The organism is Flammeovirgaceae bacterium (assembly GCA_015180985.1).
Lineage (GTDB): Bacteria > Bacteroidota > Bacteroidia > Cytophagales > Cyclobacteriaceae > UBA2336.
The window spans coordinates 584,758-597,712 of the sequence record CP054185.1 but is presented as its reverse complement, the minus strand read 5'-3'; the positions used below and the strand labels follow the sequence as shown (position 1 = coordinate 597,712).

Below are 12,955 nucleotides of genomic sequence, written 5' to 3'. Positions count from 1 at the left end.
TGTTTAAAACTAAATATGGCAAAAACCAAGACAACTTACACAGGAAAAAACGTTACAGACTTTATCAACTCTTACGTTGACAATTACCAAAAAAGAACCGACAGTTTTCAACTTATTGAGCTAATGCAAGAGTGGTCTGACTCTGAACCTAAAATGTGGGGAACGAGCATAATCGGTTTTGGTAATTATCAATATAAATACGCAAGCGGACATGAAGGCGATGCACCAGTTCTAGGCTTTTCACCAAGAAAACCCGCACTTACACTTTATGTATATTCTGACACAGAAAAAAGCAAATTAGCATTAGCCGATCTTGGTAAATTCAAAATAACAAAAGGGTGTATCTATGTAAAGAAACTTTCAGATATCAAGATATCCGCATTGAAAGAACTTTGCATTGAATCAATCAAATATATTAGTGAGCGCCACGAATGTTCTTGTAGAGTAAAATAAAACATTAACTATGAAAAAATATATTATCTTAAAATTAGTTGGACTTGCAATACTCACAATGATGACTTTGGTTTTTATTTCATTCATTGAAGTAGCAGCATATTCTTATCTCATAAATCCAGGACAAGACCAAAGTACCTATGAAGCACACGCTAACTTATCTGCACCGTATATTTCAGGAATTTTCGGTTTCATATTGTTTTTTTTCACTGTACGACATTGGAAAAAAAAGGAATACCCGAATGTGTTCAAATTAGCAATTCTTTTCCCCCTCATTTATGTTCTACTGGATATTGCCATAATAACAGCAGCAGGTGTGAAATGGTCTGACTTTATTTTAATCTTTGCTATTGCAAATACAGCAAAATTTCTTGGCAGTTACTTGGGGTATAAACTATCTAAATGACAGATTATGGGGGAAGAAAAAATACAACTCAAACATCCGCAAGGAAAAAAAGCGGTCAGCATTAATAAGGACAAGTATGATTTATTGTCAACAGAAACGATTCAATACCTGGCTGAAAAGAAAGATGGGTCATTTTTGGAAATGAAAAAGTCAATTGCTCAAAGTTTTAAGGACAAAAAAATAATATTTAACGGCTCGTTAAACTGGTACCTTGAATGGGTTAAACTTGACCTTGAAGCAAGACAAATTATTTCAAGAGTTCCAAAGACATTACCACAAAAATATAAACTTACAAAGTGTCGATAAAACAATATCGACATTACAACGGATCGGCAATACTTGGTTCAGTTTTAATGTTTCTTTAATAAAACGTTTCTCTCAGTAATAATTGACATTAGGCAATCGTACTCTTGGCAGTCTATTTCACTACAAACTTAATTTTGCTTGTTGTTTCGGGTATAAGTTGAAAGACTTCCCCAGTTGTAAGAGCCATTTCTAAAATGGTGTCTGGAAAATTCACTAAAAGGTTTTAGAATCATTCATTATTGTTCAAAATCCTTCAAAGTCTATTACAATCCTTAATCTCTACTCTGGCCATATTTTACATTTGTCAGAATGAAGGTTAAAACGATTATAAAGGCACAATTTCTTCAGAGCGTTCGGAACGGACTAGATGCAAAGAGCAAGAACAATAGAAAATCTATTGAGCGTATCGCTGCGTCTTATGGGATCAATGACAAGTCTGAAGTAAAAGAATACACCGAGCTTGCTATTGTTCTCAAAGCAAGAAGCATTTCGCTTTCGATCATTCCACTCGAAGCCAAATACCAAAGTATTGTTGAGCTGTATAGAAGCCAGGTGAATATTTCACACCGCACAAGCCAAAGCATGTTGCTTCAACAATACAGTACACCAGCACCCATCTCTTTCTTAGCCGGAATCTTTGTCAATGCGGAGCATAACGTTTCTGTTTTCGAGCCATCAGCAGGGAATGGCCTTCTCACGATTACCGCAAATCCTTCTCGCGTGATAGTGAACGAGATTGATAATCTGAGACGATCAAATCTCCAAGACCAGGGATACAAACAAGTCTTGTCTCAAGATGCAACTCAACCATTCAAAGGATTTGAAAAGAAGTTTGATGCGGTGCTTACGAATCCGCCTTTCGGATTGCTTGAACGCGATGTGAAATACGAAACGTTCAGTATCGAAGTCCTCGATCACTTAATGGCCTTACGCGCATTGGACTGCATGAAAGACAATGGCAAGGCAGCTATTATCATTGGTGGTCACACCCGATACGATAAGAAGGGACGAATACAAAAAGGAAAGAATCGTTTCTTCTTTAACTATCTCTTCAGTCGATACAATGTGCCTGACATTATTCCTATAGATGGCAAGAAGCTTTATTCGCGTCAAGGGACTTCTTTCGATACCCGGCTGATTCTCATTGATGGAAGGAAGACGAAACCATTTGGAGCTGCGCCATTGAAGGATGATGAACGAGATAAGGTTGTCGATTCATTTGAAGAACTATTTGAAAGAGTAAAGCGGGTAACGACTCCGCGAAAGGAAAATTCTATTACGAAGATTGAACTGGAAGCTCAGGCACTAGCCCTGGAGCTTGAACTCATGAGTTTTGATGAACTCGGAATGCCATACACACCAGCATCCAGTAGTTGTATTGTTTTGAATACGGTTGTGCCCGACTCAATGGGTTTTGAAACACATGCGGCATTGCAACGAATCAAAGAGGCAGTTGGTGGTGATATTGATGAGTACGTCAGGATCAAGCTCAACTACCGAAGTCATGTTGAATTGTGTAAGGCATTGTCTGCCGAGCAGATTGATGCGGTGGCTATGTCTGTTTACAATATTGAGGAGCGTGGTGTGGGTATGATCATCGGTGATCAGACTGGTATTGGTAAAGGGCGAATTGCTGCATCTATAATTCGCTATGCAGTTGAGTCTGGTGTTCAGCCAGTCTTTATTACGGAGAAAGCGAACTTGTTCTCCGACATTTATCGCGACCTGGTTGCCATTGGTTCGGCTCATCTTGTTCCATTTATCGTAAACTCTCGCGAGAGTAAGACTGACATCAAGAACGAAGATGGAGAGATTGTTTACCAGGCCTTGCCTGTCGCGGACCAGAGCAGGATTTTCGAGAGTAAACGAGTCCCTAAGAATTTCCATTTCACGGTAGCAACTTATTCGCAATTCAATTCTCCTGACAAGAAACCTACAAAGCCAGCATTCCTGAATGCAATCGCTGAAGATAACATTGTCATCATGGACGAGGCTCACAACTCATCCGGTTCTGGCAACACGGGAAACTTCATGCAGTCCGCTTTGTCGAAATCGAAAGGGGTTGTATTTCTCTCAGCCACGTTTGCCAAACGTCCGGATAACATGCCCATCTACGCGATGAAGACTTCAATTCGCGATGCAAGCATGACACGCGATGCACTCATTGAAGCAATTACGAAAGGTGGAGTTGCGTTGCAGGAGATTCTGGCGAGTCAGCTCGTGGCCGAAGGTCAGATGATCCGGAGAGAAAGATCTTTTGAAGGTGTTGAGGTAAACTATGTTACGCTGGAGGACAAAGAACAGGAACATAAAGCCATTGCTGATAACATCACCTCAATCATCCGAGACATCATCAAATTTCAAACAAAGTATGTAGATGAAATTGTCGATGAACTTGACAACATCGCAGTGGCTGAAGGTAAGCAAGTGGAGATTCGGGAAGGTACTTCTCAAGCCGGAGTTGATAACCTTCCATACTTCTCGAAGGTGTTCAATGTGATCAACCAAATGCTATTCAGCATCAAAGCGGAAGCTGTTGCCGAAAGAGCAATTGCGAGATTGAAAGAGGGAAAGAAACCGGTCATTGCCTTTGCCAGCACAATGGGAAGTTTCATTGAACAAATGGAAAGTGATGCCGGGCTATCTGTTACAGATGGTGATACTATCAATGCAGATTTTTCGGTCGTGCTTCAAAAAGGACTCGATGGAATTCTTCGCTATACTGAAACTGATGCCGATGGTCAAAAGATTTTCAAGACGTTTGACATCTCGGAATTTCCGCCTGAAGCGCAAGCGGAATATCATCGGATTGGTGATCGGATTAGCGAAGCAACAACAGGGATCACAATTTCTCCCATTGACGTGATTATCCGAAAGATCACAGAAGCCGGATACAAGGTTGCCGAAGTTACCGGGCGTAAGTACGAACTTCAAATAAATCCGAAAACAAACAAAGCCCTGGTGATGACTAGAAAGCGTGTCAATACCAATGACGCTTTTCGGCAGTTCAACAACAACGAAGTGGATGTTCTTCTGATCAACCAATCCGGAAGTACCGGAGCGTCTGCACATGCGATTGTTACTCCAAAAGTTTCCAAGGAACAGGTGAAGCAGAGGGTGATGATCGTATTGCAAGCGGAACTTGACATTAACACAGAGGTTCAAAAGCGTGGCCGGATTAACCGCACAGGTCAGATTTTCAAACCGATCTACGATTATGTCAACTCAGCTATTCCGGCAGAAAAGCGTTTGATGATGATGCTTCAGAAGAAACTAAAGTCACTTGACGCGAATACCACATCCAATCAGAAGTCGTCCACAAAAATCCTGGACGTCCCTGATTTCCTGAATAAGTATGGTGATCGGATCGTTGCGGAATATCTGAAAGAGAACATGGAGGTAAATATGCTCCTGGATGACCCATTGGGATTGGCAACCCGCGAAGTTGATGGGGTGGAATTGGAAGATGCCGCTCATCGGGTTTCCGGTAGAGTCGCAGTTTTGTCAACAGCCATGCAGCAAGACTTTTTATAACGAAATCTCAAACCGATATAATGAGTATGTCGAGTACCTTAAGCAGATTGGTGAGTATGATTTGGAAGTGGAGGCAATGGATCTTCAAACCGAAACGAAGTCGATGAGGCCGGTGATTGTTGGTAAAGGTGGAACAAGTGAGTTTGGTGACGATAGTATCCTTGAAACAGTTATGGCGAATGTGCTGAAGAAACCTTTCACAACGCAGGAACTTGGCAATCTCCTGGCTGAAGCTCTTCAAGGTCGCGATGGTCGCGAAATACAAAAGGAAGTCACACTTGAGTACGAGGGATACATTGAAGAACAGTTGAAAAAGGAGATTGCCGATAACGTAGCTCACTATGAGGAGCTAATGCAGAATGTTCCACAGGAAAAGAAAATCTTGAAGCTGGTTGAGAAGGGAAACTCAGTCGAATCGCAAGAGGCAATCAAAGCGAGAACGAGTGAACTTCATAAGGCGATGGCCGATGCAGAAGAGAAGATTAAGAAGGGATATAACAATCGGAAATTATATCTCGAATCGATCTTCAACTCATTCTACATTGGCAGGAACCTTAGCTATCCGGTGAATAGCTACGATGGCGGTCAGGAACTTGCTCCGGCAGTTTTCCTGGGATTCATCATCGACAAGAAGAAGAAAAACCCATACGCGCCAAGTGCAATGCGTTTGAGATTTGCTCTGGCCAGTGGCAACAAGTATATCGCTATTCCTGCCAGCTATTCACAGGACGTCAGAGCCATTATCGGTGCCAGCGTTGGATTGCCTCACCTGGATAAGGAAGCTCTCTTGGCTAAGTGGGAATCTGCCATTAAGGAGAATATCGTTGACAGAAAGTTGCGTCACATTATTACCGGAAACGTTCTTCAAGCTTTCGGAGCCTACAAGGGAAAACTTGTTAGCTACACGACTATTGATGGAGGGATCAAGAAAGGCATTCTCATGCCAGAGTATTGGGAGCCAGGGAATGCAGTCCAGCAAAAAACGGTCGTACCAATCTCAAGAGCGATGAAGGTGATTCGTTCGATGACCTCTGGGTCAAGCATCACTACGAATAATCTGATTTCAATTTTTAAGCAATCAGGGGTCACGTACAAGATATTGGTTTCATCGGCAAGATCACGTGGAGGGGATGTTTACCTCGATCCTGACATCCTAGAAGTAGTGGATCGAAAGAATTTTGAAAAGGTATCAGATAAAATGACTGCTACTGTCCATGAAGACAACATTGATCTCTTAGTGGAAATCTTACAGGATAAATTCAACGACACCATTTCACTCAATCCATCACAGTATGAGTTGATTAAAAGGGAGATACCCAAGAAAGAAGTTAAAGCTAAACCTACGATGGTTGTTTTTCCGAAACAATCGCAGTCAGAAGTAGCGCAGTTGGAGCTTGAGGCTCTTGCTCTCGAACTGGAATTAGAACTATTAAACTTTGCAGCGTAATGATAACATCAAGTAATTATTTTGAAGAAGTGGAGCGTATCGGTGTCAGTACTTTGCCGGAGACGCTGAAGAAGGGGCACGACCTGGTAGTAAAAAGTACATCCAATGGTACAAACTGGGGGAACTATCGCAATAGTGAAGGGATCAAGAAAGTAGTTGACCTGTATTTTCAGAAACTGAATGAGTATGCCAGCACAAGAAATCCTAAGCAGTCAAGTACCAATACCGCAAAGCCAACCACTCGTCCTGTGGCCAAGAAAAAGGAATCAACGCCCAAGGAGAAAAAGGTAAGGCAATCAAAAGAACCAAAGAACGTAAAGCATGTTGAGCATATCCGCGAGGAAGTGAAGTTCATCAAAAGATATGTCGGTCTTCACAACAAGGTGAAGACACCCAACGCCATCTTGGCTTTCATCAAAGCATTGCAGCGGTCAATCGTTCAAAAGTTGATCCGTAAGACATCGCCTTTGTCAGGCGAGATTGAAATGATTCAAAATAAACTTGTTCAGGCGTACAACAAGATGAAAGGTGATGAGTCTTTCGCCATCAACGAGAAAGACTTGAATCACCTGGTGGCGATTGCAGGTGGAGAGGCTGTCTATCCGTCCATCGCTGTCATTAAGCGATACATTGGCTTACAGGGACAATCCGATGAGAAGAAAATTCACAGTTTCATGAAGTACCTCGAAAACCTCCTCGAGAAAAAGAAGATCACCAAAGATGATCCGTATGCAGATAAGGTAAATGCGATCTACAAAAGCATTAAGCAGAGAAGCAGTGCCAAGATTGCCATATCCAGAGCTGAACTAAATGGTCTGGAAGGAATCGTAAAAGCTTGTGGATGCAAACACGAGGTCGGTAAGATATATGACACTGGTGGCCGAAGGTTGAGACCTTGTAAAAGTAAGACGTACTCCGATGCAAGCCGTGGCGCGTGTTCGCACAATAAAGGTTTGAATGGGGTGCTAACAGCCGAAGAAATGGCTAACCGGAAGCTCGACCTTTTGAATTTCTTTTCATTCTGGCATTCCTTGTTTGGCAATCCTGCCAGGAATTTCACAATGATGTTTCATGGAGAGCCTCACAATGGAAAGACGATCTTCCTGCTAAAGCTTGCGCAATACCTTGCCGAAAACTTTGGAGAAGTCCTTTATGTGTCATCGGAGGAATTTGCATCACCCACGATGACGAAAAAGGTCAGTGAGTTTCTCAGCCCGCTCCCTTCAAGGTTGCATTTCGCGGAAAATCTTCAAGACCCCGACCTTTCGCAGTATCAGTTTATCATCCTTGACTCTGTGAACGACCTTGGATTGAAGATCAACGAGTATAAGGAACTCCGGAAGGATCATCCCGACAAGGCGTTCATCTTCATCCTTCAGCACACGAAGGCGGGTGACTTTAAGGGAGGAAAGGATTGGGAGCACATTGCCGAGATTGCCGGAGAGGTTCACAAAGGTGTTGTCAACATTACCAAGAACAGATACGCACCTAAAAACACGTTGAACTTCTTCAGTCAGTTTGGTTTGCAATGGCAAGAGCCGGTCAGTAAGCAAAAACTAAAGTCAATTCCTATCAATGGTGACCTTATCACCAGCGATAACCAACACTACTAACAGAATTACTTAACAATTAACTATACTATAATGGAGGCAGGTGAAGTTGCAAAAAAACCTGGCATCGGAGGATTTTTGTCTAAAATTCTTGGTGCCGGTGTAAAGGAAACAGTCGATTCAATCGGAAACGCGATTGATAAGATCGACAAGTCGGATGAGAAGCTTGAGCTTCAGCTCAAATACAAAGAGCTTCTCATGAACATTGAGGGAGCTTGCATTGACTACGAAAGCAAGCTACTCGAGAACAAATCGAAAATCATTGAATCGGAGACGAAAGGTGAAAGCTGGCTCCAGCGTAATTGGCGACCGATACTCATGTGCATTTGCATGTTTATCGTATTCAACAACTACGTGCTGGTGCCATACTTCAACCTTCCCGTAACAACGCTCGATGATCACATTTGGACATTGATGGACTTAGGTGTGGGTGGCTATGTGGCGGGAAGATCCCTGGAGAAGATCACCGAAAACCTTGGGCCTGTTCTGTACAATGTGCGGAAACAAAAACGCTGAGGTTTAAGCCTCAGCGTTTCAGTCAGTCGTTAAAAACTAATGCCATTCAAATGGGTTTTGGAATTCTTGTCGTTTTCCAAAATCCTTTTGTAGTATTTGTGAGCCTTGGAAATATGACCTTCCATTGACCTTTTGTTTGGGAACGGACCAGCTTCGCACTCCGGGCACCAATACTCAACGACCTTCTCTTTGTCGGCTTTCAGTCGCTTGTAGAACAGTTCGCTCAATTGCCAAACAGCCAGAGAATGGCAGAAGCATATCAGGAAGCTGATTGTTGCCAATTTGATGTTTAACATAGTCGGCTCCTGAAGTGCAAGGAACCAGTGGTCATAGTAGAAAGCATTTATAAAGAAACTCACTACCGCGTAGAACTTACCTGTTGTTCGATAGCCGTTGATAATGAAGACCAGGATGATGAATTCGATGACTCCTGCCAATGCTATGCCGTAAATCCAATTAAGGAAGGAGAAACCAAAGAAGGTCATATCAAGATGTTCCAGTTGCTTGAAAAGATGACCGGCATGTGGAACGTAAAGCAGGATCAATATAAGCGCTCCGTGAAAAACGACTTCTTTGCTTTCAAGGTATGTGACTAGTTTATTCATTTTGAGTTCGGGTTAAGAATTAGAAATGATTTTTATTTGTGCACGTTCAGTGCTCTCGCGACTTACGCTGAGTTTACTTCGAAGCTTGCTCATATCTTCGCTCACTTTTAAGTCAAGAATCTTAGCATAGTGTTGAGTGGTCTTAAGATTACTATGACCAAGCATTTTGGATACACTTTCAATAGGCACTCCATTCGTGAGAGTCACAGTTGTTGCGAAGGTGTGGCGAGCGCAATGGAACGTGAAGTTCTTTTTAATGCCGACTAAATCTGCTATTTCCTTCAGGTAAGCATTCATGTTCTGATTGCTAAGGATAGGAAGTAGTACGTCCTGATTGACGCACTTGGGATGTTCCTTATATTTTTCGAGAATTTCCAATGCAATTGGAAGCAATGGAATCTTTGAAACTGTATCTGTCTTTTGTCTAGTGGTTGAAATCCACTTGTCACCATCAATGCCTATGATAACCTCGGATCGTTTTAGCTTTTGAATATCTGCGTATGAAAGACCCGTGAAGCAACTGAAAATGAAAATGTCTCTGACCAGCGTAAGTCTATCTGTAAGAAATTCTTTTTGATAGACAGCATTGATTTCATCTGATGAAAGGTATTCTCGGATAACCTGCTTCTTGTTCATCTTATACCCGAAGAAGGGATCTTTTTGTATCCAGCCATTCTTGATACAGATGTTCACTATCTTTTTTACGTTGCTGATGTACTTCACTGAAGTGTTATGGCAGCACTTCCTAACCGATTTGAAATAGAACTCCATTTCGGTCACGAACTCATAATTGAGCTTGTCGATCTCAATGTCGTCAAGATTATATTTCCATTTAATGAAATCCTTGGTATGGGATAAAGCGGTTGTATATCGCTCCATTGTGCCTGGAGCGAAATCAACATCCACCAGTGCTTTCATTTGAGTGTTGTGGTACTCAAAAACTTCGAGAAGCGTTTTTGATTTTTCTTTCTTACCGACAATGATCTCGCGGATAGTGTTGACGTTGACGTTTTCATCCGCCTCTACAAGCTTTCGTTGCGCTTCATAAACCTTCGCTTGCAGTGTGTCAAGAAATGCATTGAGTGCCCTGACTTCTTCTTTCGTGCCATTGACACGACCGGCTTGTGCTTTCCATTTTGTGGGATCGGCTTCGCGTTGGGTCGCGAACTCTGTCCTTCTGCCGCCAATGCTTATGCGCATGTAAATTGGAACTGGGCCACCTGAATAATTTCTTGGCTTCTTCAGATAGAACAGCAAACTGAATCTTCTACTCATAACTACACCTGTTTTAGTTTGACATTTAAAATAGGAAGTGCAGTCGGGGTAGATCAAGATGTCCAGCAGTTGGACTTGTTGACTATCAGATAGTTGCAACGAAACTGGTGAGTCGATTTTTGAGAAGTTTTTGACTCACCGAATTACTCACCATTTTCTTGAGATTGGATGAATAATTTGAGATGCGCAAAAACGAAAAAAGCCTGAAATCATTCGATTTGCAGGCTTTTTACTGTCTTTGATAATGTTATCAGCAGAGGAGGAGGGATTCGAACCCCCGAGCCCCGTGAAGGGCTGCCGGTTTTCAAGACCGGTGCAATCAACCGCTCTGCCACTCCTCTGTATTAAATGATACCTTTTTTCTTCAGGTAGTTGTATCCTTCAATTGATTTAAAGAACAATTCTCTTTTATACGCTTCTGATTTAGTTTCAAACTGCTCCTGATACACCAACTTCCATGGACGTTTTGTTTTGGTGTATCTTACTTTTCCCTGATTATGCCTCTGGATTCTTTTATTCGGGTCGTTGGAATGCCCGTAATAATGAGTTCCGTCCTTTGCACTTATCAGGATGTAAGTATAGAACATACTATAAAATTAGTCAAAGAACGATTAGTGGTGAAGGGCTGCCGGTTTTTGCCGTAGGCATCCCTTCGGGGCAAGACCGGTGCAATCCCCAAAGGGATGGCTTTGCCACAACCGCCCTGCCTGCCGTCAGGCAGGTCTGCCACTCCTCTGTATTAACGGTTGCTTAAATTTTGGACTGCAAATCTATAAGAATTAACCAGCACTACCAACTCACACTAATTCTCCTCCGAAAAATCGGCAAACGTTTTCTTCAAATCTTTATTGGTGTATTCGGGCTGCTTTTTCTTAAATGCGTCTAATTCCAACAACACAATGCGCTGGTCATTCAATATTGTTCTGAGTTTATCAATGTCCCTCTCAAACTCGATCGTCCTCCGTGCCGATTTTTGAGCATACTTTCGGGCAAACTCATCACCGGCCGATTGTGCCCGGTTGCGGATATCCACATTGATTTTGATCTTATCCATGATATCGTCTTTCGACTTACCGATAACTTCTGTTACCTCAAGTGTATTCATGGTCAACACCGTTGTGCCGCCAACAGCCGAGACCACCTTCGCCTGTTCAGGCTCAAACATCACGGGCGAAAACCCCGTTACGGCACCCAGTGATGCGTTAACCATGGAGCGCTTCTTCTTGCCCTTCTTGGCCTTCTTGTAATCTACATTTAGTTTTTTCTGATTTTCATCAAGCAGATTTATCAGCTCCATGGCGTTCAACAGGCTGTTACGGTATTTTTGATATTGGAGGCCATCCTTTAGCAACAGGTTTTCTGTATCGATAACCACAACGGTTGCTTTTCTCTGGGTCCGGTTGCCTTCCTTATCCACACAAAAGAAGACCAGGTCAGTCTTCAGGCTTTTCTGGGCATCATCTACAAAATCGTAACCGGGTGTCCAGATGAACTCGTATTGTAATTGTGTGTTTTCTTTTAAAGCATTCTGTGAAATTCGCTGGTCCGATGGAATAAATCCCACACTTAACACATCATCATCGCCATTCGGATCGGATACGTATAGTTTTAGGCTAATGGTAGCGTCTTCCTTTATTGTAAAAGCAGAGTCACCGGGAACGATAAGAATCTCCGGGGGTAAATCCAGTTGTGTCTGTGCAATACGAAGTTTGCCGCGTGTTTCTGCCTTGCTGGGTTGGTCCTGTACAATAAACTCGATCGTTAACGGGTTTCCCTTAAGGGTAGTAAACTGCTTTCGGCTGGGCGTCCAGGTAATGAGGCCTTGCGAAGTCATCGTGGCGCCTTCGGGCAAACTGGATGAAACCGGTTTGAAGACGATGGGATCTCCATCAGGGTCAGTAACATATTCAGCGGGTACCTGGTAGCTGTTTCGGGTTGCCTGTTTTACGTAAAATACGGGCAACTCTTCAATTACCGGAGGCCGGTTAACATGGCGGATGGTAAATGTTATCATTTTCCGGATGCGCGTGCCATCTTTCCATAACCCGATTACCGGTAAGGCAAAATCGCGGGTTTGCTCAATACGGTCAACCAGATTATAAGCAGGCGTCCAGGTAAAATTTCCGGTAGAGTCAACCTGCATTCCGAATGTCTCAAGTCCGGTAATAGAAATGCTTTGTATGCCCTCCTGGGGTATGGCTTTTATCCGGAATGTGATTATTTCGCCCTCACTACGCACACTCCAGCCTGCGGAATCAGGAAATATCAAATCGTGCCCGTTCTGGGCAAGCAACGTGTGCCCGGATAGAATAAATACGATTGAAAAAATTCTGAACACAGTTGGTTTACCTTAAAAGTGGCCGCAAATTTAACAAGACAATCGCGCTAACGGTATGGCAGGTAAGAAAAAGCCTTACGGGAAATCGAATTTCTTCAACGATGTATATGCAGTTACCCGGCTTATTCCAAAAGGCCGTGTAACAAGCTATGGGGCCATAGCCAGGTACCTGGGCACAAAAATGAGTTCGCGTATGGTGGGCTGGGCTATGCACGGGGCACCAAAGGGTGTTCCTGCCCACCGGGTGGTAAACCGCAATGGCCTGCTTACTGGTAAACATCATTTTAAAACACCTTACACGATGCAGCGCTTACTTGAAAGAGAAGGCATTCGGGTGCTTAACGATAAAATTGTGGGGTTTGGCGACATTTTCTGGGATCCTGCCCGCGAACTCCCCTGATAACGGTTCAAAATCAGGAATCAGCCCTCCCAATTCTGGAATTTCTCAAAGCCAGATCCCTGAAA

The 12,955-nt window shown here is 42.9% G+C and carries 12 protein-coding genes and 1 tRNA gene; 8 read left to right on the top strand and 5 right to left on the bottom strand.

Annotated elements, in window-relative coordinates:
- Nucleotides 1-15 precede the first annotated feature (15 nt).
- The 7 genes from HRU69_02885 (at nt 16) to HRU69_02855 (ending at nt 8,272) form a co-directional block, all read left to right on the top strand.
- On the top strand, nt 16-453 hold the full coding sequence (locus HRU69_02885; GenBank protein ID QOI96493.1) for a DUF1801 domain-containing protein: 438 nt from the start codon (nt 16-18) through the stop codon (nt 451-453).
- Between the two features lie 10 nt (nt 454-463).
- Complete coding sequence (locus HRU69_02880; protein QOI96492.1) at nt 464-859, top strand: hypothetical protein; 396 nt, start codon at nt 464-466, stop codon at nt 857-859.
- A gap of 6 nt (nt 860-865) precedes the next feature.
- Nucleotides 866-1,165: a hypothetical protein gene (locus tag HRU69_02875; protein ID QOI96491.1), complete on the top strand. Its 300-nt coding sequence runs from the start codon at nt 866-868 to the stop codon at nt 1,163-1,165.
- 309 nt (nt 1,166-1,474) lie between these two features.
- Nucleotides 1,475-4,699: a strawberry notch family protein gene (locus HRU69_02870; protein QOI96490.1), complete on the top strand. Its 3,225-nt coding sequence runs from the start codon at nt 1,475-1,477 to the stop codon at nt 4,697-4,699.
- Complete coding sequence (locus HRU69_02865; GenBank protein QOI96489.1) at nt 4,614-6,146, top strand: hypothetical protein; 1,533 nt, start codon at nt 4,614-4,616, stop codon at nt 6,144-6,146. The genes HRU69_02870 and HRU69_02865 overlap by 86 nt, the downstream gene beginning before the upstream one ends.
- Nucleotides 6,146-7,759, top strand: coding sequence for a hypothetical protein (locus HRU69_02860; protein QOI96488.1), 1,614 nt, complete (start codon nt 6,146-6,148; stop codon nt 7,757-7,759). The genes HRU69_02865 and HRU69_02860 overlap by 1 nt, the downstream gene beginning before the upstream one ends.
- 30 nt (nt 7,760-7,789) lie before the next feature.
- Nucleotides 7,790-8,272: a hypothetical protein gene (locus tag HRU69_02855; protein ID QOI96487.1), complete on the top strand. Its 483-nt coding sequence runs from the start codon at nt 7,790-7,792 to the stop codon at nt 8,270-8,272.
- A 29-nt stretch (nt 8,273-8,301) separates the two neighbouring features.
- Here HRU69_02855 and HRU69_02850 read toward each other — a convergent pair whose 3' ends face one another.
- From HRU69_02850 to HRU69_02830, 5 genes are all read right to left on the bottom strand, one after another.
- The gene (locus tag HRU69_02850; protein ID QOI96486.1) at nt 8,302-8,877 is read right to left on the bottom strand and encodes a hypothetical protein; all 576 of its coding nucleotides are present in this window, start codon (nt 8,875-8,877) and stop codon (nt 8,302-8,304) included.
- Between the two features lie 12 nt (nt 8,878-8,889).
- Nucleotides 8,890-10,152 carry a site-specific integrase gene (locus tag HRU69_02845; protein QOI96485.1) on the bottom strand — a complete coding sequence of 421 codons (1,263 nt, stop codon included), beginning with the start codon at nt 10,150-10,152 and terminating at the stop codon, nt 8,890-8,892.
- Between the two features lie 254 nt (nt 10,153-10,406).
- Nucleotides 10,407-10,493: transfer RNA gene (locus tag HRU69_02840), tRNA-Ser, on the bottom strand.
- A gap of 3 nt (nt 10,494-10,496) precedes the next feature.
- Nucleotides 10,497-10,739: a GIY-YIG nuclease family protein gene (locus HRU69_02835; GenBank protein ID QOI96484.1), complete on the bottom strand. Its 243-nt coding sequence runs from the start codon at nt 10,737-10,739 to the stop codon at nt 10,497-10,499.
- Nucleotides 10,740-10,954: 215 nt separating this feature from the next.
- Nucleotides 10,955-12,490: an Ig-like domain-containing protein gene (locus HRU69_02830; protein QOI96483.1), complete on the bottom strand. Its 1,536-nt coding sequence runs from the start codon at nt 12,488-12,490 to the stop codon at nt 10,955-10,957.
- Nucleotides 12,491-12,545: 55 nt separating this feature from the next.
- On the opposite strand from HRU69_02830, the gene HRU69_02825 reads away from it, so the two are divergent.
- Complete coding sequence (locus HRU69_02825; protein QOI96482.1) at nt 12,546-12,890, top strand: MGMT family protein; 345 nt, start codon at nt 12,546-12,548, stop codon at nt 12,888-12,890.
- The last annotated feature ends 65 nt before the right edge of the window (nt 12,891-12,955 follow it).